The organism is Enterobacter cloacae complex sp. 6730903 (genome assembly GCF_048283985.1).
Taxonomy (GTDB): domain Bacteria; phylum Pseudomonadota; class Gammaproteobacteria; order Enterobacterales; family Enterobacteriaceae; genus Enterobacter; species Enterobacter hormaechei_C.
The window spans coordinates 93,946-118,254 of record NZ_JBLVXX010000001.1 but is presented as its reverse complement, the minus strand read 5'-3'; the positions used below and the strand labels follow the sequence as shown (position 1 = coordinate 118,254).

Annotated in this window: 24 protein-coding genes; 12 read left to right on the top strand and 12 right to left on the bottom strand. The window is 57.0% G+C overall.

Features of this window, described 5'->3' with window-relative positions:
- The first annotated feature begins 248 nt into the window (after window positions 1–248).
- From ACNQ0W_RS00535 to ACNQ0W_RS00525, 3 genes are read left to right on the top strand one after another with little or no spacing between them, the layout of a single operon-like run.
- Window positions 249–605, top strand: coding sequence for an ArsC family reductase (locus tag ACNQ0W_RS00535; protein WP_062933274.1), 357 nt, complete (start codon window positions 249–251; stop codon window positions 603–605).
- A gap of 3 nt (window positions 606–608) precedes the next feature.
- Window positions 609–1,736, top strand: coding sequence for a succinyl-diaminopimelate desuccinylase (gene dapE / locus ACNQ0W_RS00530; RefSeq protein ID WP_017383496.1), 1,128 nt, complete (start codon window positions 609–611; stop codon window positions 1,734–1,736).
- 24 nt (window positions 1,737–1,760) lie between these two features.
- Window positions 1,761–1,958, top strand: a complete 198-nt coding sequence (locus ACNQ0W_RS00525) for a YpfN family protein (protein ID WP_000383991.1) — start codon at window positions 1,761–1,763, stop codon at window positions 1,956–1,958.
- Window positions 1,959–2,056: 98 nt separating this feature from the next.
- Here ACNQ0W_RS00525 and ypfH read toward each other — a convergent pair whose 3' ends face one another.
- From ypfH to dapA, 6 genes are all read right to left on the bottom strand, one after another.
- A complete protein-coding gene (gene ypfH / locus ACNQ0W_RS00520; RefSeq protein WP_062933275.1) occupies window positions 2,057–2,752 on the bottom strand; it encodes an esterase in 696 nt (231 codons plus the stop codon).
- A 73-nt stretch (window positions 2,753–2,825) separates the two neighbouring features.
- The gene (locus tag ACNQ0W_RS00515; protein ID WP_062933276.1) at window positions 2,826–4,772 is read right to left on the bottom strand and encodes a tRNA(Met) cytidine acetyltransferase TmcA; all 1,947 of its coding nucleotides are present in this window, start codon (window positions 4,770–4,772) and stop codon (window positions 2,826–2,828) included.
- Entirely contained in the window at window positions 4,772–5,641 is an 870-nt protein-coding gene (locus tag ACNQ0W_RS00510) for a neutral zinc metallopeptidase (RefSeq protein ID WP_001303362.1), read from the bottom strand. Before ACNQ0W_RS00510 ends, ACNQ0W_RS00515 begins: the two co-directional genes overlap by 1 nt.
- 120 nt (window positions 5,642–5,761) lie before the next feature.
- Complete coding sequence (gene purC, locus ACNQ0W_RS00505; RefSeq protein WP_001171626.1) at window positions 5,762–6,475, bottom strand: phosphoribosylaminoimidazolesuccinocarboxamide synthase; 714 nt, start codon at window positions 6,473–6,475, stop codon at window positions 5,762–5,764.
- Between the two features lie 109 nt (window positions 6,476–6,584).
- A complete protein-coding gene (bamC, locus tag ACNQ0W_RS00500) occupies window positions 6,585–7,619 on the bottom strand; it encodes an outer membrane protein assembly factor BamC (protein ID WP_032669408.1) in 1,035 nt (344 codons plus the stop codon).
- Window positions 7,620–7,635: 16 nt separating this feature from the next.
- Window positions 7,636–8,514 carry a 4-hydroxy-tetrahydrodipicolinate synthase gene (dapA, locus tag ACNQ0W_RS00495; protein WP_003860542.1) on the bottom strand — a complete coding sequence of 293 codons (879 nt, stop codon included), beginning with the start codon at window positions 8,512–8,514 and terminating at the stop codon, window positions 7,636–7,638.
- 145 nt (window positions 8,515–8,659) lie between these two features.
- Here dapA and ACNQ0W_RS00490 point away from each other — a divergent pair, with 145 nt between their 5' ends.
- Together ACNQ0W_RS00490 and bcp are read left to right on the top strand one after the other, a co-directional pair.
- Window positions 8,660–9,229 carry a glycine cleavage system transcriptional repressor gene (locus tag ACNQ0W_RS00490; protein WP_000213743.1) on the top strand — a complete coding sequence of 190 codons (570 nt, stop codon included), beginning with the start codon at window positions 8,660–8,662 and terminating at the stop codon, window positions 9,227–9,229.
- Window positions 9,229–9,699: a thioredoxin-dependent thiol peroxidase gene (gene bcp / locus ACNQ0W_RS00485; protein ID WP_015572198.1), complete on the top strand. Its 471-nt coding sequence runs from the start codon at window positions 9,229–9,231 to the stop codon at window positions 9,697–9,699. Before ACNQ0W_RS00490 ends, bcp begins: the two co-directional genes overlap by 1 nt.
- 139 nt (window positions 9,700–9,838) lie before the next feature.
- On the opposite strand, the gene ACNQ0W_RS00480 is transcribed toward bcp, so the two are convergent.
- Entirely contained in the window at window positions 9,839–10,903 is a 1,065-nt protein-coding gene (locus ACNQ0W_RS00480; RefSeq protein WP_003860546.1) for an AI-2E family transporter, read from the bottom strand.
- A 220-nt stretch (window positions 10,904–11,123) separates the two neighbouring features.
- Here ACNQ0W_RS00480 and bepA point away from each other — a divergent pair, with 220 nt between their 5' ends.
- Both bepA and arsC read left to right on the top strand, forming a co-directional pair.
- Entirely contained in the window at window positions 11,124–12,587 is a 1,464-nt protein-coding gene (bepA, locus tag ACNQ0W_RS00475; protein WP_062933277.1) for a beta-barrel assembly-enhancing protease, read from the top strand.
- Between the two features lie 13 nt (window positions 12,588–12,600).
- Complete coding sequence (gene arsC, locus ACNQ0W_RS00470) at window positions 12,601–12,957, top strand: arsenate reductase (glutaredoxin) (RefSeq protein WP_062933278.1); 357 nt, start codon at window positions 12,601–12,603, stop codon at window positions 12,955–12,957.
- Here the strand turns inward: arsC and ACNQ0W_RS00465 are convergent.
- Complete coding sequence (locus ACNQ0W_RS00465) at window positions 12,954–13,778, bottom strand: hypothetical protein (protein ID WP_062933279.1); 825 nt, start codon at window positions 13,776–13,778, stop codon at window positions 12,954–12,956. The two genes, arsC and ACNQ0W_RS00465, sit on opposite strands and share 4 nt — an antisense overlap.
- A gap of 147 nt (window positions 13,779–13,925) precedes the next feature.
- Here ACNQ0W_RS00465 and celB point away from each other — a divergent pair, with 147 nt between their 5' ends.
- The 3 genes from celB to ACNQ0W_RS00450 are packed head-to-tail and all read left to right on the top strand — an operon-like array spanning window position 13,926 to window position 17,623.
- Window positions 13,926–15,245 carry a PTS cellobiose transporter subunit IIC gene (gene celB / locus ACNQ0W_RS00460; protein ID WP_062933280.1) on the top strand — a complete coding sequence of 440 codons (1,320 nt, stop codon included), beginning with the start codon at window positions 13,926–13,928 and terminating at the stop codon, window positions 15,243–15,245.
- A 3-nt stretch (window positions 15,246–15,248) separates the two neighbouring features.
- Window positions 15,249–16,205: a N(4)-(beta-N-acetylglucosaminyl)-L-asparaginase gene (locus ACNQ0W_RS00455; protein WP_015572193.1), complete on the top strand. Its 957-nt coding sequence runs from the start codon at window positions 15,249–15,251 to the stop codon at window positions 16,203–16,205.
- Window positions 16,205–17,623, top strand: a complete 1,419-nt coding sequence (locus ACNQ0W_RS00450) for a leucyl aminopeptidase family protein (protein ID WP_062933281.1) — start codon at window positions 16,205–16,207, stop codon at window positions 17,621–17,623. Before ACNQ0W_RS00455 ends, ACNQ0W_RS00450 begins: the two co-directional genes overlap by 1 nt.
- 86 nt (window positions 17,624–17,709) lie before the next feature.
- Here ACNQ0W_RS00450 and ACNQ0W_RS00445 read toward each other — a convergent pair whose 3' ends face one another.
- The 4 genes from ACNQ0W_RS00445 to ACNQ0W_RS00430 form a co-directional block, all read right to left on the bottom strand.
- Window positions 17,710–18,411 (bottom strand): DnaA inactivator Hda, encoded by a 702-nt coding sequence (locus ACNQ0W_RS00445; RefSeq protein WP_211482948.1) that lies wholly within the window; start codon window positions 18,409–18,411, stop codon window positions 17,710–17,712.
- 96 nt (window positions 18,412–18,507) lie between these two features.
- Window positions 18,508–19,797, bottom strand: a complete 1,290-nt coding sequence (gene uraA, locus ACNQ0W_RS00440) for a uracil permease (RefSeq protein ID WP_003860558.1) — start codon at window positions 19,795–19,797, stop codon at window positions 18,508–18,510.
- An 82-nt stretch (window positions 19,798–19,879) separates the two neighbouring features.
- Window positions 19,880–20,506: a uracil phosphoribosyltransferase gene (gene upp, locus ACNQ0W_RS00435; protein WP_003860560.1), complete on the bottom strand. Its 627-nt coding sequence runs from the start codon at window positions 20,504–20,506 to the stop codon at window positions 19,880–19,882.
- A 216-nt stretch (window positions 20,507–20,722) separates the two neighbouring features.
- Window positions 20,723–22,153: a 6-phospho-beta-glucosidase gene (locus ACNQ0W_RS00430; RefSeq protein ID WP_062933283.1), complete on the bottom strand. Its 1,431-nt coding sequence runs from the start codon at window positions 22,151–22,153 to the stop codon at window positions 20,723–20,725.
- Between the two features lie 266 nt (window positions 22,154–22,419).
- Between ACNQ0W_RS00430 and purM the strand changes: the two genes are divergently transcribed.
- Complete coding sequence (gene purM, locus ACNQ0W_RS00425) at window positions 22,420–23,457, top strand: phosphoribosylformylglycinamidine cyclo-ligase (RefSeq protein WP_017383509.1); 1,038 nt, start codon at window positions 22,420–22,422, stop codon at window positions 23,455–23,457.
- Entirely contained in the window at window positions 23,454–24,095 is a 642-nt protein-coding gene (gene purN, locus ACNQ0W_RS00420) for a phosphoribosylglycinamide formyltransferase (RefSeq protein WP_006811493.1), read from the top strand. The genes purM and purN overlap by 4 nt, the downstream gene beginning before the upstream one ends.
- The last annotated feature ends 214 nt before the right edge of the window (window positions 24,096–24,309 follow it).

Sequence of the window (24,309 nt, the reverse complement as noted above, 5' to 3'; positions counted from 1 at the left end):
GACCTACAGCAATATTTTGAAATAGTCGGAAAAATGACAGCATTTTTAATTTCCCCCTGAGTTTATTGGCAATTTAAACAGGGTGGACAACTACGCTTAAAAGATGAAAGACTATTCAGCTTACAGCTGTTCGTTGAATTATGGAGAATTGTAAATCCTGAAAAATTCCGAATGTGTTATATTCCACTTAAGGATATATCGTCGAAAATATTGAACATTTAATCCACAAAAGAACAAAAGGATTCACTATGGTTGTGATGTACGGCATTAATAATTGCGACACGATTAAAAAAGCCCGCCGCTGGCTGGAAGCACACAACATCGACTATCGCTTCCACGATTACCGTGCCGACGGGCTTGACCCCGCGTTTCTCCATTCCGCCATCAACGAACTGGGCTGGGAAGCGCTGCTGAATACCCGCGGCACCACCTGGCGAAAACTGGATGAATCTCTCCGGGCCACGATCAACGACGCCGACAGCGCAGCCAAACTGATGCTTGAAATGCCGGCAATCATCAAACGCCCATTGCTCTGCAAGCCAGGTCAGCCTATGCTGCTGGGTTTCAGTGAAACCCTTTATTCAGATTTTTTCGTTGAGGTGTAGTCTATGTCATGCCCGGTCATTGAGCTGACTCAGCAGCTTATTCGCCGTCCTTCCCTTAGCCCGGACGACGCAGGTTGTCAGGCATTAATGATTGAGCGCCTGCGTGCCATCGGTTTTACCGTGGAGCACATGGATTTTGGCGATACGCAGAACTTCTGGGCATGGCGCGGTCAGGGAGAGACGCTGGCGTTTGCCGGACATACCGACGTAGTTCCCGCAGGCGACGCAGACCGCTGGATCAACCCGCCTTTTGAACCGACCATTCGCGACGGCATGCTTTTCGGACGCGGCGCTGCGGACATGAAAGGTTCCCTGGCTGCGATGGTCGTGGCGGCAGAACGTTTCGTCGCCCAGCATCCGAACCATAAAAACCGTCTTGCGTTTTTGATTACCTCCGACGAAGAAGCCAGCGCCCACAACGGCACCGTGAAGGTCGTTGAGGCGCTGATGGCGCGCAATGAACGTCTGGACTACTGTCTGGTGGGCGAACCGTCCAGCACCGAAGTGGTGGGCGACGTAGTGAAGAATGGCCGCCGTGGCTCCCTGACCTGCAATTTGACCATACATGGCGTGCAGGGCCACGTTGCCTATCCGCACCTGGCAGATAACCCGGTACACCGCGCCGCGCCGATGCTGAACGAACTGGTGGGCATTGAATGGGATAAAGGCAATGAATTTTTCCCGCCAACCAGCATGCAGATAGCCAACATCAAGGCCGGCACCGGCAGCAACAACGTCATTCCCGGCGATCTCTTCGTCCAGTTTAACTTCCGCTTCAGTACCGAACTGACCGACGAGATGATCAAAGCGCGTGTGATTGCGCTGCTCGAGAAATATCAGCTGCGCTATACCCTCGACTGGTGGCTGTCTGGCCAGCCGTTCCTGACGCAGCGCGGTAAACTAGTGGATGCGGTGGTGAACGCCATTGCGCACTATAATGAAATTAAGCCACAGCTGCTGACAACGGGCGGCACGTCTGACGGACGCTTTATTGCCCGCATGGGCGCACAGGTTGTCGAACTGGGTCCGGTTAACGCGACGATTCACAAAATCAATGAATGCGTGAACGCTGCCGATTTACAACTGCTGGCCCGCATGTATCAACGTATTATGGAGCAGCTCGTCGCCTGACGGGTGCTTACAGAGGATTAGCGAATGGACTGGCTTTCAAAGTACTGGTGGATTCTGGTGTTGGTGTTTCTGGTAGGCGTGCTGCTTAACGTGATTAAAGATCTCAAGCGCGTTGACCACAAAAAGTTCCTTGCCAACAAACCGGATCTTCCGCCGCACCGTGATTTTAACGACAAGTGGGACGATGAAGACGACTGGCCGAAGAAGGACCAGAAGAAGTAATTGTACACACCCCTCACCCCCGGCCCCTCTCCCCGGAGGGGCGAGGGGTGTTTTGTTCCCTCTCCCTTTGGGGAGAGGGTTAGGGTGAGGGGAAATGTTTAAATAAACTCTACAATATCATCGTCATTCGGCTTACCGCCGCTGAGCGCTTCATCAAAGTAGTGCTTCGGTACGGTATAACGCAGATGATCGAGCGCGAACTGCATGCTGCGATCGTCAATGGCATGCCCCAGATCGTCTACGATATCCAGCGTCACATCTCCGCCCTCGCGCATCAGCGTCTCCTGGGCAGCTACCGCATGCGAAAGCTCAATTACCCGGTCTTCCCCCCCATGAATGAGATGGATCGTGGTCTGCGTGGTCGCGCTTTGCGGTAACGTCGCAAAACGCCCGTTGAAGGCAATCACGCGGGACACCAGTCCGGGCTGCGCTTTTACGCTTTCCAGCGACATGATTGACCCCTGAGAGAAGCCAATCAGCGCCGTTGCGTCGGCGCCTACGCCGCTCTGCTGCTGCCAGTAACGCACAGTATCGATAAAGGCTGGCATAACGGCATCAATACGCGCCTGACGATTCTCCTCCGTCACGCCCTCGACGGAAAACCACTGCCGCCCGTCCGGACCGCACGGCTCTACGCCGCCGATGCTGACGATCAGCGCGTGTGGGAAAACGGGTGCAAACCAGCTGCCAATCTGTCCCATATTGACGGCATTGTCGCCCACGCCATGAAACAGAAGCAGGAGCTGTTTAGCAGGCGTATCCGGGCTTTGCACTACAAAATGGTCATGTTTCATGGCGATCTCCTTAATTGATAAGCAGGATTTTACGCCTCTGCGGGGTAATGACCATGCCACTTTACTGAAGAAGTCATTGAAAAAATTGCCATTGCAAAATATCGGCTTTCAGCTGCTGGCTGCGGGGGTAATCAAGGCTTTCAAGCGCGTAAGCGGTTTCCTCGCGTAGCTTCGCCAGCAACGCTTTGCGCCCGAAATCATGCATATTCCCTTCCATTTTCCCCCGCAGCGCCGGGAGCGACATGTCCACGGCTAACAGCAACCGGGTCAGCGCCGCAACCGAAGTTGAAAACGCCCGGTGAGCAAAGGCAAACCCCGCCAGCTCCAGCCAGTCGTCACTATTAAGGGTAGCTTCCCATGAATCCGTCACCGGGATCTTTTCGCCATTCCAGGCCGACAGGACGCGCATATCACGACATAACCGCTGATGCGCCTGTTCGCAGAGCTGATGCCCCGCCTCGCTCAGCGGCAGCAACGCCATCGCCGTATAGCACCCGCTGCTGGCTTCCCGGTGACTGCCCATTCGCACCAGCACAAACCCGCACTGCCGCCAGAAACGCCACAGCTCGTCGGTATAGCCAAAGCTGACCGAGAGATAATCTTCTCCGCTGGCACTGCGGATCAGCCGCTGGCCGATGCCTTCCCGCTGGCGATGGGGATGAACCGCAATGCGGCTGACGCGTCGGCCTTTCAGCGTCGCCGCGAGCGGCGAGCCGCCGTGCGCTGCCAGCGACTGCGCCACCAGATTTCCACGCGGCCGACGAAAGCCCGCCCAGACTGCGCGGCTAAGTTCAGGGGGTAATCCCCCCTCCTCCACCAGCCAGAGCGCGCCCGCGATCTCCGCGCCCGCCTGAGCAACAGCAAAGTGCTGGCCGTGGGCGTCCATCATCCGGCGTAAATCGAGGGGTGACGTCCGGTAGTGCGCGGCACACAGCAGCTCATACACGCCTGCCCCGCGCGCCGGATCGCTCTCCCATATCCCGGACTTCAGCGACGTTAAACGTACCTCCCCTGCCGGTTTGCGATCGATAAGCGCATCGTCGAACAGCAGCGCGTTCGCCACTGTCCGCTCAAGGGGGCATCCGGCAGCCCAGCGAACAGGCGTGGATAAGGTATACCGCCGCAGCCCGCTGAACCGGGCGCAGAACTTCAGCAGGAATCCCCTGCCCGTGCCTTCATAACCCTGCACCGTGGTGGTCAGCAACACGCGGGGAAAGCGCGACGCCAGCTTCTCCAGCAGCGGGCCGGGGATGGCGGCCGCCTCATCGACAATCAGCCAGTCAGCTTCTGTGGTGGAGGCCAGCAGCGCATCCGGGGCCATAAAGTGAAAATGTTCCCCGGCGAAACGCGCGATGACATCCGTCGCCCCTTTTGCCGGTGCCGTCACGACTGCACTCCCCTGAATGCCGCTCAGCAACATGCCCGCCAGGGCGGACTTCCCGCGTCCGCGCGGCGCCGTCACGGCGGCCACGCCCGCAGGCATGGTCAGAAGAGCGTCGAGGATCTCAGCCTGCTCGCGCTGCGGTTCACCGTTGGCGGGCTGCCAGGCGGGTAAATCTGGCGCAACGGGAAGGCACAGAGGACGATGTTGATGCCAGACGATGGCATCTGAATCGGCGGCAAGCGTCCGGCAAAAGTGGTGAACAAAGTGCGGGGTGGCGATCGGCTCGGCGCTGTCGCTCCAGCGCAGAGAATCCGCGTCGGGCCTGTCAGCCCAGACGGAGAACGGCGGCACCAGCAGCACCAGAAGGCTTCCGGCGCGCAGGGTCCCGCTGAGGGCGGCGAAGGCCGAGACGTCAAACCCGCGACGCGCGTCAAAAACGGCGTGCAGGTATTCACGTCCCAGCAGGCCGCTGATGGCCTTAGAGGGGTTTTCCTCCAGCCACAGCCAGTCTCCTGGTAACGTATCGCGCAGGATGGTCGCCTGGCTCAACGTCCACGCTTCATCGCCGCTGAGCACCACCAGCCGGCGGTGCCCGATACGCTGAAGCTGGTTAACCAGCTGTTCAAACCCCAACATCACATAGCTTTGCCGAAGGTATTACACTGCGACGGGTTGCCGCTGTCGAAGCCACGCTTAAACCAGCTGTAGCGCTGCTCTGAGGTACCATGGGTAAAGCTGTCCGGCACAACGCGCCCCTGGCTCTGCTGTTGCAAGCGATCATCACCAATCGCCTGTGCGGCATTCAGGGCCTCTTCCAGATCGCCTGTTTCCAGCACGCCCTGCTGCTGCATGCTGTGTCCCCAGACGCCAGCGAAGCAGTCGGCCTGAAGCTCCATACGTACGGACAGACGATTCACCTCCGCCTGAGAAGCATTCTGCTGCATCTGACGCACTTTAGGCTCAATGCCGAGAAGCTTCTGCACGTGGTGGCCGACTTCATGCGCAATCACGTAGCCCTGGGCAAAATCGCCGTCGGCGCCCAGCTTGCTTTTCATGTCGTCATAGAAGGAGAGATCGATATAGACGGTGCTGTCCGCCGGGCAGTAGAACGGCCCCATAACGGACTGCCCGGTGCCGCAGCCGGTGCGGGTTGCGCCCCGGTACATCACCAGTTTTGGCGGCTGATAAGTCCGCCCCATTTTCTCGAACTGCTGACCCCAGGTATCTTCGGTCGTCGCGAGAATAACGGAAGTAAATTTCGCCGCTTCATCTTCATTTGGGCTGATGGAGCGCTGAGAATACTGCTGCTGTTGCCCGGTTTCACCGGTCATCAAACCGGTCAGGTCGACGCCGTAGTAGCCCGCCACCAGCACAACGACCAGCAGAATAATGCCGCCCTTGCCGCTGGGTAACCGGAAACCTGGCCCGCCCATAGACGGACCACCGCCACCACTGCTGCGTCTGTCTTCTACGTTGTCACTTTCACGACGCCCTTGCCAGCGCATAAACACCTCGAACTATTCCATTTATAATAGCTATGATCGTAGGCGGTTAATGAAAGGATTACCATAGTAAACAAGGATAAGACGCCAAAGGATGCCAACATCCTTTGGCAAATGCGCAGTTTAGTCGAGCTTAACGCCTAAACGGTGAGCAACCGCTTCGTACGCTTCGACCACTCCACCCAGACTCTGGCGGAAACGGTCTTTGTCCATTTTATCCAGCGTCTCTTTGTCCCACAGGCGGCTGCCGTCCGGAGAGAATTCGTCGCCCAGCACCACTTCGCCTTTATACAGACCGAACTCCAGCTTGAAGTCGACCAGGATCAGGCCCGCGTCATCAAACAGCTTTTTCAGCACGTCGTTGGCTTTGTAGGTCAGTTCCTGCATGCGCGCCAGGTTCTCTTTGCTTACCCAGCCGAAGGTTTCGCAGTAGGATTCGTTGACCATCGGGTCGTGCATGGCGTCGTTTTTCAGGAACAGATCGAACAGCGGTGGATTCAGTTCGATACCCTCTTCAATGCCCAGACGCTTCACCAGGGAGCCTGCGGCACGGTTACGGATCACGCACTCAACCGGCACCATATCCAGTTTTTTTACCAGACATTCCGTATCGGACAGCAACGCTTCCATCTGAGTCGGGATACCGGCTTCAGCCAGTTTGGTCATAATGAAGTGGTTGAACTTGTTGTTCACCATGCCCTTACGATCGAACTGCTCAATGCGTGCGCCGTCTCCTGCTGACGTATCATTGCGGAATTCGAGCACCAACAGATCCGGGTTTTCCGTGCTGTATACGGTTTTCGCTTTGCCACGATACAACTCAGCTTGCTTCTGCATCTTCATTACTCCTGGTGTGATGATTTGTATTCAAAACTGGCCATATTATGCCACGCACACGTTTGCGTGGCACGAAAATAAAAAGGGCTGGATTAACCAGCCCTCACTATTATTTGCTGAATGCGGCCTGGAAGGCAGCGACCAGCGCATCGTTCTGCGACTGGGTCAGCGTGTGTCCTTTCGGATCGATAAATTGCAGGCTGCTGCGGTTATCGAGGTCGCCAACCTGGATTTTGTAGTCACCGGAAGGCAGCTGTGGATCGCTTGCCCCCAGCTCCTGCCAGGCGCTATCAGACAGCGGCTTATAGGTCGCTGTGATGCTGCCCGTTGAGCGGGTGCTGTCGGTCACCTTCATGCCCACTTTTTCAAGCGTTGCTGGCAGGCGCTGCCAGGTCTGGTTAAACGGCGCACGCACCACCAGCATTGGCAGGCCGGTATCGTCTGCACCGCTCTGCACGTCAAAGGTTGAGCCGTTACGGTTCTGCGCGGCGTTTGCGGCATCGGTAGCGTTCTTATCCAGACCCGCTGCAATCACGTTCAGCATTTCGGTGCTGTAGCGCTGCATGGCGGACGGATCGGCAACCGGTTTTCCTGCCTGCTCAAGATTCAACAGCTTAACGGTAACCGCCTGCTGATAACCCTGCGGCTTAACGGAGACTTGATAACGACCACGGTACTGCTGGTCTTCATCGAGACGGTTCCACTCAATCCAGTCGGTGGTTAAAGTCTGGCTGGCGTCGTCGCGTTTATCAATCGTATAGTTTTTCGACTGAATGACGCTCACAACCTGCGGCCACAGCGTGGTACCGCGTGCGCTTTCCACCAGCAGAGAAGCTGTATCACCGGTAAACTGCGTGCGCGCGCCGCTCACCAGCGCCAGAGGCTGAGCTGGCGGACGAATATCAAGCGCTTTACCCACCAGGCCGCTGCCGTTAGTAACCGGAATATTATAATCACCGTTCTGGATCGGCAGGATCATGCCGGCAGGCGCGTGAAGTTCAGCAAGCGGCGGCGCATCCAGATAGGATTCATCACCGCTCACCTGGCGCTTGTAGCGCGAGTCTGAACTACAGGCAGCGAGGAGCATAACAAGCGAAACACCCGCAACCTTCGCCAGGCGCGACTTCTGTACTGAATAAGCCATCAAATCTCCCTAAACTTTACAGCAAACCGGCATGCTTCAGCGCGCCAGCGACAATTTCACGACCGTGGTCGGTAATCGGTGTCATTGGCAGACGCAGCGTGTCGGTTGCTACAAGCCCCAACTCCTTACATGCCCATTTCACTGGGATCGGATTGGGTTCGACAAATAATTTATTGTGCAACGGCATCAGACGCTGATTAATCACGCGTGCTTCATCAAAGTGACCGGCTGCGGCCAGTTTGCACATGTCAGCCATATCGCGCGCCGCCACGTTCGCCGTCACGGAAATCACGCCGTTACCACCGAGCTGCATAAAGTCCAGCGCGGTCGCATCATCACCGCTCAACAGGATAAAGTCGTCTGAAACCAGCTCTTTGATCTGATGAACGCGGCTTAAGTTCCCTGTCGCCTCTTTAATCCCGATAATATTTTTTACTTTCGAGAGACGGCCAACGGTTTCCGGCAGCATATCGCAACCGGTACGGGACGGCACATTATACAGAATTTGTGGCAAGTCAGTATGTTCAGCGATGGCTTTGAAATGCTGGAACAAACCTTCCTGAGTAGGACGGTTGTAATAAGGGGTCACCGTCAGACAGCCGACAATGCCGCTGTCGTTAAAACGTTGGGTCAGACTGATAGCTTCTGCGGTTGCGTTTGCGCCCGTCCCCGCGATGACCGGAATACGCCCGTCCGCCAGTTCCAGGGTCAGCATCACAACGTCGCCGTGCTCTTCGTGGCTCAGCGTAGCGGATTCACCGGTAGTCCCTACCGAAACGATCGCCGAGGTTCCATTGGCGACATGGTAATCAATGAGCTTCTTCATGCTTGACCGGCAGACATTACCTTTTTCATCCATCGGTGTAACAAGCGCGACAATACTTCCCGTGAACATGAGCCATCCTCTGTGCGAACAAGAGCCTCAATGTTACGTTTGGAACTGTAATAAAAGCAAGCGACCTGAGGCTCTCAGGCGGTTGTATGCATGTTTTTTTTATGCTTTCCTTAGGAAGACTTAACCACGCAAAGGAAGAACAGGTTTGACAACCTCATCACAACATTACCTGGTTATCACTGCGCTGGGTGCTGACAGGCCGGGTATCGTGAATACCATCACTCGCCACGTGAGCAGCTGCGGCTGCAACATCGAAGACAGCCGGCTGGCTATGCTTGGCGAAGAGTTCACGTTCATTATGCTGCTTTCCGGAACATGGAATGCCATTACCCTCATCGAATCTACCCTGCCGCTGAAAGGCGCAGAGCTGGATTTACTGATTGTGATGAAGCGCACCACCGCGCGCCCGCGTCCGGCTCTGCCTGCCACGGTCTGGGTACAGGTTGAAGTGCCTGATTCACCTCATCTGATTGAACGTTTTACGGCGCTGTTTGACAGCCATCAGATGAACATTGCCGAACTGGTTTCCCGCACGCAGCCGGGCGATGAAAACGCAATCCCGACGCTGTTTATTCAAATTACCGCACACAGCCCTGCCTCGCAGGATGCGTCAAATATCGAGCAAGCGTTCAAAGCCCTCTGTACAGAATTACACGCGCAAGGCAGTATAAGCGTCGTCGATTATTCGCAGCACGAACAGGATGGAGTTGAGTAATGAACCCACTGAAAGCCGGTGATATCGCACCGAAATTTAGCTTACCGGATCAAGACGGCGAGCAAGTAAATTTGACCGACTTCCAGGGACAGCGTGTTCTGGTCTATTTCTACCCGAAAGCCATGACCCCGGGCTGTACCGTACAGGCCTGCGGTCTACGCGACAACATGGATGAGTTGAAAAAGGTCGGTGTGGAAGTGCTGGGCATCAGCACCGATAAGCCAGAGAAGCTGTCACGCTTTGCGGAAAAAGAGCTGCTGAACTTCACGCTGCTTTCCGATGAAGACCACCAGGTTTGCGAGCAGTTTGGCGTCTGGGGTGAGAAGTCCTTTATGGGCAAAACGTACGACGGTATTCACCGCATCAGCTTCCTGATTGACGCTGATGGTAAAGTTGAGCACGTGTTTGATGATTTCAAAACCAGCAACCACCACGACGTAGTGTTGAAGTGGCTGAAAGAGAACGCGTGATCATTTTAGTGCCGGGTGGCGCTGCGCTTACCCGGCCTACAAGGTAAATGCAAAACGGTAGCATGCGCTACCGTTTTTAGTGTTTGCCCCCTCTCCCCGTGGGAGAGGGTTGGGGTGAGGGCATCAGCCCGCACTAAATCTACTTCTCCTCCACCGCCGGCACATCCGGCCACGCGTGGACCACGGCTTTAATCAGCGTCGCCAGCGGAATGGCGAAGAACACGCCCCAGAATCCCCACAGCCCACCGAAAATCACCACTGACAGGATAATCACCAGCGGATGCAGGTTAACGGCTTCTGAGAACAGCACCGGTACCAGCAGGTTCCCGTCCAGTCCCTGAATAATCAGGTATACGGCGAAACAGCTCCAGAACTCCGTACCCAGACCAAACTGGAACAGCGCCACACCGACTACCGGAATGGTCACCACAAACGCGCCGATATACGGGATCAGAACCGAGAATCCGACCAGCACCGCCAGCAGCAGCGAGTAGTTCAGCCCGAAGATCACGAAACCAATCCATGTCGCCACGCCCACCACAATCATCTCCAGCACTTTGCCGCGAATGTAGTTGGTGATTTGCTGGTTCATCTCCTGCCAGACCTGACCGGCGAGACCGCGATTGCGCGGCAGCACGCGGCGTACCGCATTCAGCATCTGCTCTTTATCTTTGACCAGGAAAAACACCATTAGCGGCACGAGAACAAGGTAAACCGCAAGCGTCAGCAGGCCGACCAGCGAGGCCAGAGAGTATTTCACCACCGAATCACCCATGGTCATGATGCGGGCGCGCATGTTTTCGGCCATCGCATCGATGATCCCGGCGTCCATCAGCGCAGGATAGCGGCGCGGCAGCGTGGCGGCAAAATCAGACAGTTTGTTCAGCATGCCGGGCATATCGCGGATCAGGTAGATCCCCTGTTGCCAGGCGATGGGCATCACCACGAAGGACATCAGCAGCAGAATGCCGACAAACAGCACCAGAACAATGCTGGTCGCCCAGCGTCTGGAACAGCCGATATGTTCCAGACGCGCGGTGGGCCACTCCAGCAGATACGCCAGCACAATCGCCACCAGTAGCGGTGCCAGCAGGCCACTAAAGAAGAACAGGATACCGAATCCGGCAACCAGAATGACCAGCAAAGCAATGGCTTCCGGGTCGCTAAACCGACGCCGATACCACTGCATTAACATTTCGAGCATACAACCCTTCCCTGAATCGAATGGCGGGAGTGAGACGGTGAATTGTATCTAACTGTCACAAAAAAGACTTTCCTTTTTGTTTCACTGTCAGGTTTCGCAAAACCCTGATGAATGGGATTTTCTTCATCTCTTAACACGGCTACACTCGCAGAGCAGCGGAGATGAACGTTATGCGGGTTCATCGGTCAAATTAGCACATCCAAAATACAGGACAGTGGTTATGTTCAGGCAGTTGAGAAAAACACTGGTTGCGACACTGATTGCCGCCGTGACGGTGGGTCAGGTGTTGCCCGCTTTCGCTGACTCGTCCGATTCATTGCCGGACATGGGCACCACGGCAGGAAGCACGCTCTCCATCGGGCAGGAGATGCAGATGGGTGATTATTACGTACGCCAGCTGCGCGGCAGTGCTCCGCTGATTAACGACCCTTTGCTGGTGCAGTACATCAACGGTCTGGGGATGCGTCTGGTGGCGCACGCCGACTCGGTAAAAACGCCCTTCCACTTCTATTTAATCAATAACGACGAAATCAACGCCTTCGCCTTCTTTGGCGGGAACGTGGTGCTGCATTCGGCGTTGTTCCGTTATTCCGATAACGAAAGCCAGCTGGCGTCCGTCATGGCGCACGAAATTTCGCACGTCACCCAGCGCCATCTGGCGCGTGCAATGGAAGATCAGAAGCGTAACGCCCCGCTTACCTGGGTGGGCGCGCTGGGTTCTATTCTGTTGGCGATGGCCAGCCCGCAGGCCGGGATGGCGGCGCTTACCGGGACGCTGGCGGGGACGCGTCAGGGGATGATCAGCTTCACCCAGCAGAACGAGCAGGAAGCAGACCGCATCGGCATTCAGGTTTTACAGCGTTCCGGCTTTGACCCGCAGGCCATGCCGAGCTTCCTGGAAAAACTGCTCGATCAGGCACGCTACTCGTCGCGCCCGCCTGAAATTCTGTTGACCCACCCGCTGCCGGAAAGCCGTCTCTCGGATGCGCGTAACCGTGCCAACCAGATGCGTCCGGTCGTGGTGCAGTCTTCGCAGGATTTCTACATGGCCAAAGTGAGAACGCTTGGCATGTACAACTCCGGACGTAATCAGCTCACCAGCGATCTGCTGGACGCGCTGGCGAAAGGCAACGTGCGCGAGAAGAACGCGGCGCAGTATGGTCAGGCGCTCCAGGCGATGGAGGCCAGCAAGTACGATGAAGCGCGTAAAGCGCTACAGCCGCTGCTGGCGGCGGCGCCTGACAATCCGTGGTATCTCGACCTCGCCACCGATATCGATCTGGGGCAGAAAAAAGCGACCGATGCGATCAACCGTCTGAAAGGGGCGAAAGACATTCGCAACAATCCGGTATTGCAGCTTAACCTGGCGAACGCCTACCTACAGGGCGGCCAGCCCGGCGAGGCGGTGACTATTCTGAACCGCTACACCTTTAACAATAAAGACGACCAGAACGGCTGGGAGCTGCTCGCACAGGCCCAGGGGCAACTGGGTAACCGCGATCAGGAGCTGGCCGCGCGTGCGGAAGGTCTGGCGCTGGCGGGTCGTCTCGATCAGGCCATTTCCCTGCTGAGCAGCGCCAGCTCGCAGGTGAAGCTTGGCAGCCTGCAACAGGCCCGCTACGATGCGCGAATCGACCAGCTGCGCGGCCTGCAACAACGCTTTAAGCCGTACGAGAAGATGTAATAAAGGAGAAGTCATGACAGACGCGGTAAAAATTTACCATAACCCTCGCTGCTCCAAGAGCCGCGAGACGCTGAATCTGCTGAAGTCTAACGGCATCGAACCGGAAGTGGTGTTGTATCTGGAGACGCCGCCGGACGCGCAGACGATCCGCCAGCTGCTGAAGATGCTTAACATGGGCAGCGCACGCGACCTGATGCGTCAGAAAGAAGATCTGTATAAGTCGCTTAATCTGAACGATACCAGTCTCACTGAAGATCGGCTGATTCAGGCGATGGTCGACAATCCTAAGCTGATTGAGCGCCCGATTGTCGTGGCGAACGGCAAGGCGCGTATCGGCCGTCCGCCGGAAGACGTGCTCGGGATCGTCTAATCGTTACGCCGCAGCGCTTCCAGAAACGCCTGCGGCGTACGCTCTCCCAGCTTTTTCTGCGCTTTTACCCGGTTGTAAAACTCACACAGTTGGATCAACAGCTCTCCCATCGGTTCACTGTTCACCCGCGGAATGATTTCGCGTAACGGCACGGTGACCTGAAGGGCGAGATAATACTGTGAATGCACTTTTACGGTGACGTTATGCTCCGGCAAGTTCACTTCCAGCCCAAAAGTCTCAACAGATTGAATATCAGCCGGACAGGCAGCCAGCACCTCGTTCGACCAGCGGGTCAGCAACTGCGGCGAGACACCGGCATAAAGCCGGGCGTAGCACCAGCCGCTGACGGGTTCACGCGCCCAGAGCAGGTGTTGCTCGCCACCGTCGTCCATATGCAGCGACAGCGGCTGATGATGCAGGAGTAGCTTCTGCGGCATGATTCCGGCCTTCAGCGCCTTTTTGCCCTGCAACGACGCCCCCTTTTGTTTTAGCGAGGCTGGTTTGAGGTAGCGGTTCAGGGTCGCGCGGGAAACGGCGATCCCGAGTCCGTCATTCACCAGCAGCAGCAATTCATCCAGCGGTGCCCCGGTGATATCCCGCAGGGCATTTATCAGTGCCGCCTGCTCTTGTCTCAGCGCTTTGTGTATCACTTTTGGCGTGGTGTGATTATCCGAAACCTGGTCGCGGTTGCGCCAGCGCCTGACGGTGGTGACCGAGATCCCCAGCTCAACGGCAAGCTCTCTGTCGCTTTTATCTGACTGCTGAAGATAGCGACGGATACGCGGTGTGGTGGTGGCGTTGGCATGTAGTTTGATTTCCATCGCGTCTCTCTCCGCAACTAATCTTATGAGATTTATATCAGAGCAGCGAATGCTTTGTGACCGATTTCACCTTTCGCTCGCCGCGCTTCACTGATAATCCACAGACATAACATAAACAACACCCCTCAATCTTGTACGGAGTTCACAATGAACAATGTTCTGGGATTTCTTGAAGCAAAACTGATGCCTCTGGCGGCGAAAACGGCCCAGCAGCGTCATCTTGGGGCCATTCGTGGGGCCTACGTTTCATTCATGCCGTTTATCATCGTCGGCTCCATTCTGCTGGTGATCTCCTCCTTCCCGAATCAGGCCTATCAGCAGTTTATGTCTCAGGCCTTTGGTGACAGCTGGAGCGCGATTATTGAGATCCCCTTCAACGCGGTGTTCTCGACCATGTCGCTGTTTATCAGCTTCCTGGTGGCCTACCGCCTGGCGGAACACTACGGCGAGGACCGCATCTCCTGCGGCATCCTGGCGCTGGTCGCGTTTCTGATCCTGACCCCGTTTATTAAGGTGGCGGAAAACGGCGGCATTACCGTGATGCCGGTAGAGTGGATTGGCAGCAAAGGGCTGTTCGTGGCGATGATCGGTTCCCTGCTGTGGACGGAACTGTTCTGCTGGCTGAAGCGCAAAAAGCTGGTCATCAAAATGCCGGACGGCGTGCCTCCGGCGGTGCAGGAGTCGTTCGCGGCCCTGATCCCGGCCCTGCTGGTGATGATTCTGGTGTTGCTTATCCGCATCATCTTTGAAAACACCCACTACCACACCATCCACCAGTTTATTTATGAAGTGGTTGCCACCCCGGTGCGTCATTACGGCACCTCTTACTTTGGCGCGCTGATGACCGTATTCAGCATCACCATTCTGTGGTCAGTGGGCATTAACTCCGGTTCGATGATCAACGGCATTATTCGTCCGTTGTGGATGGAAAACCAGACCGACAACATCGCCGCGATCCAGGCGGGAACGACGCCGCCACACATCATCACCGAACAGTTTTTTGACATGATCTGGATGGGCGGCGCGGGCGCCACGCTGTCGCTGGTGATTGCGATGCTGATTTTCGCCCGCAGCAAAAACATGCGCGAAGTGGCGCGCCTCGGCGCGGGCGCGTCGGTGTTTAACATCAACGAACCGATTCTCTTTGGCCTGCCGGTGATCATGAACCCAATCATGCTCATCCCGTTCAATCTGGTACCGCTGGTGCTGGTCACCGTGCAGTATGCGGCGATGAAAATTGGTGCGGTCGCCGTCACCACCGGGGTGTTTATCCCCTGGACGCTGCCGCCGGTTATTAGCGGCTTTATCGTCACCGGGCACCTGAGCGGCAGCGTGATGCAGCTGATCAACCTGCTGATTGGCGCCATGCTGTACCTGCCTTTCATGCGTATCGTGGATAAACAGTACCGCGCCGCGGAGCTGACTACCGCTACGCAACCCGACACAACCCTTGCAAAACAGGAGTAAAGCATGTGGGGAATTATCGCAACCTGGCGAATGGCGCTTGAAGGGGTAACGGAGTCCGCGTCTGCGCTGGCTGCGGGCAAACCGGTCGCTGCGGCGGTGGTGGATGCCGTCGCCGCCGTCGAGGACTTTCCGTTTTATAAATCCGTCGGCTACGGCGGGCTGCCCACCGAAAACGGCGAGGTGGAGCTGGACGCGGCCTATATGGACGGCGACACGCTGGCGTTCGGCGCCGTGGGCAATCTGGTGGATATCGCCAACCCGGTGCGCGTGGCGCACGCGCTCAGCCGCCAGCGCTATAACAGCCTGCTGGTCGGCCAGGGCGCGCGCGAATGGGCGCTGAGCCAGGGTTTTGCCGACAAAACCATGCTCACGGATCGCGCCATGCAACACTACCGTAAGCGCTGCCGCGAAACGCTGGACAAGGGGTTAAGCCCCTACGACGGACATGACACCGTCGGCATCATCGGCCTCGATAAACAGGGCTCGATGAGCGTCGCCACTTCCACCAGCGGCCTGTTTATGAAAAAACGCGGTCGCCTCGGTGACTCACCCATCATCGGCTCCGGCTTTTACTGCGACAGCGAAACCGGCGCGGCCACCGCCACGGGCGTCGGTGAAGATCTGATGAAGGGCTGTACCAGCTACGAAATCGTTCGCCGGATGGCGCAAGGCATGACGCCGCAGCAGGCGGCAGACTCCGTGGTGTTCGAACTGGAAGACAAGCTGATGTCGCGCTTCGGTCGCGCGGGCGATCTTTCCGTGGTGTGCATGAACAGCAAAGGAGAATTTGGCGCCGCGACCAACATCAAAACCTTCTCGTTCGTGGTGGCGACGGCTCGCCAGCCCCTCACCGTTTTCCGTACTGAACGCCTGCGGGAGAAAACGCACTATCACGCGGTAGATGAGGAGTGGATGCAGGCCTATGCCGCGCGGATCCGCGCGCCGATTGAGGAGTCATGATGATCACGTACCAGTTTATCAACGCGCTTTCAGACGCGAAGCCGAACAGCCATTTGATTGCGCGCGCTGACAGTTCCCTGTTACCGGAAAACGCTCTTATCGCTGAAATGCGCCAGCAGAGCACCGTCGCCGACACGCGCTTTGGCTGCGCGCCGTTTGCCCGCATCACCCTGTTGCCGGACGCGCTCTGGCATGACGCCCTGACCGAAGGGTTGCTTACCGCTCTGCGACCGCTGCTTGCCGCCCCCGCCAGCACCGAACTCGTGCTGGACGTGACGGATATTGACGATGTGGTGCTGGCGCAGGTACTGCGTTTTCTCTTTAATCAGGCGCACAGGCTCAGTGACCTGAAGCTGAAGAAGACGGACGAAGCGCTGCGTCTTACCTGCATCACTGCCCTCTGCCTGCCGGAACAGCAGGCGAAGCTGGAGACGGCCTTCCGCCAGCAGCAGGCCATCGCCCACGGCATGGTCGCAGCGCGACGTCTGGCGGATATGCCGTCCGACCGCTGCACGCCGCAGTTTGTGGTGGAAGAGGCGCAAAAACTGTGTGCCGCCAGCCCTGCCCTGCGCTGCGAAGTGTTGGATGAAACGCAAATTGTTGAGCAGGGACTTGGACTGCTGCATGCCGTTGGCAAAGGGGCGACCTGCCCGCCGCGCCTGCTGGCTATTCACTATAACGGCGTGTCTGATGGCCCGGTGCGCTGCTACGTGGGAAAAGGCATTACCTTTGACACCGGCGGCCTGTGGCTGAAGGAAGGCGCGGGCATGTACACCATGAAATATGACATGTGCGGCGCGGCTAACGTACTCGGGCTGATGCTGACCGTTGCAGAGCTGAAATTACCCGTGCGCATCATGGGCGTGCTGGCGCTGGCGGAAAACGCCATCGGCCCCGACGCCATGCAGCCCGGCACGGTGGCAACGGCCTGCAACGGCATTACGGTGGAAATCAACAATACCGATGCCGAAGGCCGGCTGGTGCTGGCAGACGCTATCGCCTGGGCGAGTCAGCGCCATCCGCAGGCGCACTATATCATTGATATGGCGACCTTAACCGGAGCGGTGGTGAAAGCGCTGGGGTATGAGCTGAGCGGGCTGATGACCCAGGATGAACCGCTGCGTCAGGCACTGACGCACGCGGGCAAACGGAGCGGCGACGAGGTGTGGTCCCTGCCGCTGGACGCCCGGCTGAAAAAGCAAACCGACAGCGCGATTGCCGATCTGTGCAACACGCCGACCAATAACGCGGCGATCAGCGCCTCGGCGGCGTGGCTGCTGCACCACTTCTGCCCGCCGACCATTCCGTGGGCGCATCTGGATATCAGCGGGACGGCGCTGTGGCGTGAGAACGGCAGAAGCGTGGCATCGGGAAGACCGATTCCACTGCTGGTGGAGCACTTGTTGGGGGATCTTTAGCCGGGTGGCGGCTGCGCCTTACCCGGCCTACAAGGTATGACGGGTTTTCGTAGGCCCGGTAAGCGCAGCGCCACCGGGCAAAAAACTCAAAGCTTAAGAATATCTTTTACAAACGGAATGGTCAGCTTGCGCTGGGCGGTAATGGAGGCGCGGTCGAGCTGATCGAGCGTATCAAAGAGCGTGCGCATCTCCCGATCCAGACGCTTGAGCAGGAAGCGCCCTACGTCTTCAGGCAGTTCAAATCCGCGCAGTCTGGCGCGCAACTGAAGTGCCTGGAGTTTGTCTTCATCCGACAGCGGTTGCAGCTTGTAGATTTGCCCCCAGTCCAGACGAGACGCCAGATCCGGCAGCCCCAGATTGAGCTGGCGCGGCGGACGATCGCCGGTGATCAGCAGCCGGGTTTTGCCCGACTCCAGAATGCGGTTGTAGAGGTTAAAGATCGCCATTTCCCACGGTTCGTCCCCCGCCACGCATTCGATATTATCGATGCAGACCAGGGAGAGATGTTCCATGCCCTCCAGCACCTCAGGCACAAACCAGGTGCGTTTATCCAGCGGCACATAGCCTACCGCGTCACCGCGCGCCGAAAGCTCCGCACAGGCGGCATGCAGCAGGTGGCTGCGTCCCGCGCCTTCGCGTGACCAGATATAGATGTATCCGCTGTGTTCCTGGCGCAGCACGTTTTGCAGTGCAGCCAGTAAAGAGGGGTTATCACCCGGCCAGAAACTCGCGAAAGTTTCGTCGTCAGGGAGATAAAGTGGCAGAGAGAGCTGTGCCGGTCCGTTCAGAAATACCTCAACCAGAGATCTTACATAAAATCGGAATGGAGTTTAACACGGAACCTGCAAGGAGAGAACCGGGCGATCCTTCGCCCGGCATGACGATCAATGTGGCGCTTTTTCGCTGTCGTCCGCGTCCAGCACCACCTCTTCCGGGCGGATCACCGAGATCAGCTTGAAAATCAGGCTCAGGCCGACGCCGACGATGGTCGCCAGCGCCATCCCCTTCAGCTCTGCCGCGCCGATGTGCACCTTCGCGCCGCTCACGCCGATAATCAGGATAACGGAGGTCAGGATCAGGTTCTGCGCCTTGCTGTAATCCACTTTGGATTCAATCAGCACGCGAATACCGGAGGCACCGATCACCCCGTACAGCAGCAGGGAAACGCCGCCCATCACCGGAACCGGGATAATCTGGATCGCCGCCGCCAGTTTGCCAACGCATGAGAGCAGAATGGCGATGATCGCCGCACCGCCGATAACCCAGGTGCTGTAGACGCGGGTGATCGCCATTACGCCGATATTCTCACCGTAAGTCGTGTTTGGCGTGGAGCCGAAGAAACCAGAGATGATGGTGGAGAAACCGTTGGCAAACATGGAGCGATGCAGGCCCGGGTCGCGGATCAGGTCGCGCTTCACGATGTTCGCCGTGACCACCAGGTGGCCGACGTGCTCAGCAATCACCACCAGCGCGGCAGGCAGAATAGTGAAAATGGCGAACCATTCAAAGCGCGGGGTGTAGAAGGTTGGCAGCGCGAACCAGTGCGCCTCGGCAATCGGGGTGGTATCCACAACGCCCATCACGAAGGAGAGCGCGTAACCCGCCAGCACGCCGATCAGGATCGGGATAATCGCCATAAAGCCGCGGAACAGGACGGAACCGAAAACCGTCACGCCCAGCGTCACCAGCGAAATAATGATGGTTTTGGAATCCGGTGACTGACCGTCCGCAGGCAGCAGCCCAGCCATGTTCGCCGCGACACCCGCCAGCTCCAGGCCGATGACGGCAACGATGGCCCCCATGGCCGCAGGCGGGAACATCACGTCCAGCCAGCCGGTACCGGCTTTCTTCACGATGAAGGAGACCAGGCAGAACAGCACGCCGCACATAATAAAGCCGCCCAGCGCGACCTCATAACCCAGCGGCAGCAACAGTAGTACCGGGGAGATAAACGCGAAGCTCGACCCGAGATAGGCCGGGATTTTGCCTTTACAGATGAAGAGGTAAAGCAGCGTACCGATGCCGTTAAACAGCAGCACGGTAGCCGGGTTAATGTGAAACAGGATTGGCACCAGCACGGTTGCGCCAAACATGGCGAACAGGTGCTGCAAACTAAGCGGGATTGTCTGTAAAAGCGGCGGTCTTTCACTCACCCCGATAGCACGGCGCGTCATAGTGTTTTCCTCTGAGTGTCATTGTTGGTTTTTATTCAAAAAAAAGCCGACTATCAAAGTCGGCTTCTTTATCGTTATTCGATTATTTAGTACCAAAAATCTTATCGCCGGCATCGCCGAGCCCCGGGATGATGTACCCGTGCTCGTTCAGTCCCTGGTCGACAGACGCGGTATAGAGTTCAACGTCCGGGTGCGCTTTTTCCAGCGCCGCGATACCTTCCGGCGCCGCAACCAGCACCAGCACTTTAATGCTGCTGCATCCCGCTTTTTTCAGCAGGTCGATGGTGGCGATCATCGAACCACCGGTCGCCAGCATCGGGTCAACCACCAGCGCCATACGCTCGTCGATGTTAGAGACCAGCTTCTGGAAGTACGGGACCGGCTCAAGCGTCTCTTCGTTACGGTAGATACCCACCACACTGATACGCGCGCTTGGGACGTGCTCCAGCACGCCTTCCATCATGCCCAGACCCGCACGCAGGATTGGCACCACGGTAATTTTTTTACCTTTGATCTGCTCAACCTGCACCGGGCCGTTCCAGCCTTCGATGGTCACTTTTTCCGTTTCCAGATCAGAGGTCGCTTCGTAGGTCAGCAGGCTACCCACTTCAGAAGCCAGTTCGCGAAAACGCTTCGTGCTGATGTCATGCTCACGCATCAGGCCCAACTTGTGTTTAACGAGTGGGTGTTTCACTTCCACAATCTTCATTCTCTTTCTCCTCTGAGGTGGCATCCGCAAAAAAATCGCGGGATTATACCGCTTTTTTCGGATTGCGCCATACCCATCTTGCTTGACGTACATCAATCAAAAACAAAAAAGCCGGAGGCTGGGCTCCGGCTTGGGTGCGGGATTCTGCCGGGTGGCGCTAACGCTTACCCGGCCTACACATCCCGTAGGCCCGGTAAGCGCAGCGCCACCGGGCAATTATAGCTGCTCTCCGTTGCTCGCAATCACCTGCTTATACCAGTCGAACGATTTCTTCTTGCTGCGGTTCAGCGTGCCGTTACCTTCGTTATCTTTATCGACAAAGATAAAGCCGTAGCGTTTCTTCATCTCGCCGGTGCCGGCAGAGACCAGGTCGATACAGCCCCACGGGGTATAGCCCATCAGATCCACGCCGTCTTCCACCACCGCTTTTTTCATCTCGCGGATGTGGGCGGAAAGGTAGTCGATGCGGTACTGGTCGTTCACCGTGCCGTCGCTCTCCTGCACGTCGATCGCGCCAAAGCCGTTTTCCACAATAAATAGCGGCAGCTGATAGTGATCCCAGAACCAGTTGAGGGAGTAGCGAAGCCCCACCGGGTCAATCTGCCAGCCCCAGTCGGATTTCTGCACGTACGGGTTAGAGACCAGGCTCTTGCTCTCGTCGTAATCCAGCGTCGGATTATCCGCCGTCGCTTTGGTGGCGAAAGACATGTAGTAGCTGAACCCGATGTAATCCACGCAGCCCTGCGTCAGCGCCACTTTATCTTCTTCGGTGATATCCAGCGCGAAGCCGCGACGTTCAAAGTAGTTGAGCAGATGCTGCGGATACTTGCCGCGCACGTGAACGTCGGTGAACCAGTAGCGGCGATGCATGGCGTTCATCGCCATCATCATGTCGTCCGGAGCACAGGTCAGCGGATAGATGGGGCACATGGCAATCATGCAGCCGATTTGCAGCGACGGGTTGATCTCGCGCCCCGCCTTCACCGCCAGGGCACTGGCCACCAGCTCATAGTGCGCCGCCTGGAACATCACCGGCTCGCGATCTTCTCCGGGCGCATATTTCAGCCCGGAGTTGGTAAACGGCGCAAAGTCTTCGTGGAAGTTGGCCTGGTTGTTGATCTCGTTAAAGGTCATCCAGTACTTCACTTTATGCTGGTAGCGCTCAAAAACGACCTTCGCGAAGCGAACAAAGAAGTCGATCAGCTTACGGTTGCGCCAGCCGCCGTATTCCGTCACCAGGTGGAAAGGCATCTCGAAGTGGGAAAGCGTGATCACCGGCTCGATGCCGTGCTTCAGGCACTCGTCAAAAAGATCGTCATAGAATTTGAGTCCCGCTTCGTTCGGCGCCAGCTCGTCGCCTTTCGGGAAGATACGCGTCCAGGCGATGGAGGTGCGGAAGCATTTGAACCCCATCTCGGCAAAGAGTTTGATGTCTTCTTTATAGCGGTGATAGAAGTCGATGGCTTCGTGGTTTGGGTAATTTTTCCCCTCCAGCACGCCGTTGGTGATTTCACGCGGTACCCCGTGGGCGCCTGCCGTCATGACATCGGCAACGCTCACGCCCTTGCCGCCCTCTTTCCAGCCGCCTTCAAACTGGTGCGCCGCAACGGCCCCACCCCACAGAAAACCTGCTTTAAATCCTGACATTCGCTATCCCTCATTCTGCGTTATTTTCTGCAAAAACAGTTACAGAAACCGGTTTCAGTTTGATGATGTGCAAAGGGGATAGCCGTTGCAAGCAGATCGCCGAAACCGGTTTCATTTTCGTGAACGGAGTCAAGTTTGTTGCCCTGGACAGCCCGCACAGAAAAAAAGATCCCCGCGCCGAGAATAGGCTCGCAAACGTTTGCCTGGACTGTTAGAATTGCGCCGATTTTTCTTACTAGCTATGCAATCGCGTGGGGATTTAAGCCGTGACCAACAAAACTTCTCTCAGCTACAAAGATGCCGGTGTTGATATTGACGCAGGTAATGCGCTGGTTGACCGAATCAAAGGTGTGGTGAAAAAAACCCGCCGCCCGGAAGTGATGGGCGGCCTGGGTGGATTCGGCGCACTGTGCGCGCTGCCGCAAAAATATCGTGAACCTGTGCTGGTCTCGGGTACGGATGGTGTCGGTACAAAACTGCGCCTGGCGATGGATCTTAAGCGTCACGATACGATTGGTATCGATCTGGTGGCGATGTGCGTCAACGACCTGGTGGTACAAGGCGCTGAGCCGCTGTTCTTCCTCGATTACTACGCGACCGGCAAGCTGGACGTGGATACCGCAGCCAGCGTCATTAACGGTATCGCCGAAGGCTGCCTGCAATCCGGCTGTGCGCTGGTCGGCGGTGAAACCGCTGAAATGCCGGGCATGTATCACGGTGAAGATTATGACGTCGCAGGCTTCTGCGTCGGCGTGGTAGAAAAATCAGAAATTATCGACGGCAGCAAAGTGGCAGACGGCGATGTGCTGGTTGCGCTGGCCTCCAGCGGTCCGCACTCCAACGGCTACTCTCTGGTGCGTAAAATCCTCGAAGTGAGCGGTTGCGACCCGCTGACCACCGAGCTGGACGGCAAACCGCTGGCCGATCACCTGCTGGCCCCGACCCGCATCTACGTGAAAAACGTGCTGGAGCTGATTGAGAACGTTGACGTGCACGCCATCGCTCACCTTACCGGCGGCGGCTTCTGGGAAAACATTCCGCGCGTGCTGCCGGACAATACCCAGGCGGTGATCGACGCATCCTCATGGCAGTGGCCGTCCGTCTTCAACTGGCTGCAAACCGCAGGCAACGTGAGCTCTCACGAAATGTACCGCACCTTTAACTGCGGCGTGGGCATGGTTATCGCCCTGCCCGCCAGCGAAGCGGATAAAGCGGTTAAGCTGCTGACAGAAAAAGGTGAAAACGCGTGGAAAATCGGTACGATTAAAGCATCCGATTCCGAACAGCGTGTGGTCATTGAATGAAAAACATCGTGGTGCTCATTTCCGGCAACGGAAGCAATTTGCAGGCAATCATAGACGCCTGCAAACAGAAGAAAATCAATGGCACCATTCGGGCAGTATTCAGCAACAAGGCCGATGCATTCGGCCTTGAGCGCGCGCGGGAAGCGAACATTCCTGCGCACGCGCTGGAAGCCAGCCAGTTCGCCGGGCGTGAAGCCTTTGACCGTGAGCTGGTGCAGGAGATTGACGCCTACGCGCCTGACGTGGTGGTGCTGGCAGGCTACATGCGCATCCTGAGCCCGGCTTTTGTTGCACACTACGCCGGACGACTGCTCAATATCCACCCTTCCCTGCTGCCAAAATACCCCGGCCTGCATACCCATCGTCAGGTGCTGGAGAACGGCGATGAGGAGCATGGTACCTCCGTGCATTTCGTTACCGACGAGCTGGACGGTGGTCCGGTGATTTTGCAGGCAAAAGTACCGGTCTTTGACGGCGACAACGAAGACGACGTGACCGAACGTGTGCAGACGCAGGAACACGCCATTTATCCGCTGGTGGTAAGCTGGTTTGTCGATGGACGTCTGGAGATGCGCAACGGCGCAGCCTGGCTGGACGGCGTGAAGTTGCCCCCGCAGGGTTATGCGGCTGAAGAGTAGTCTGTTTGAATTGCCCGGCGGCGCTTCGCTTGCACGGGCCTACGGTCCCGTAGGTCATGGTAAGCGCAGCGCCACCCGACACCCCCTCCCCCAACCCTCTAAATTCCCCAATAAAAAAATAACTGTCATACTTTTCTGGCACTGTTGGACATATCGTGGAAATGCTCGCCATAATAAGGACGAGACGGATTTACCACGTCCTGTGATTGAACTG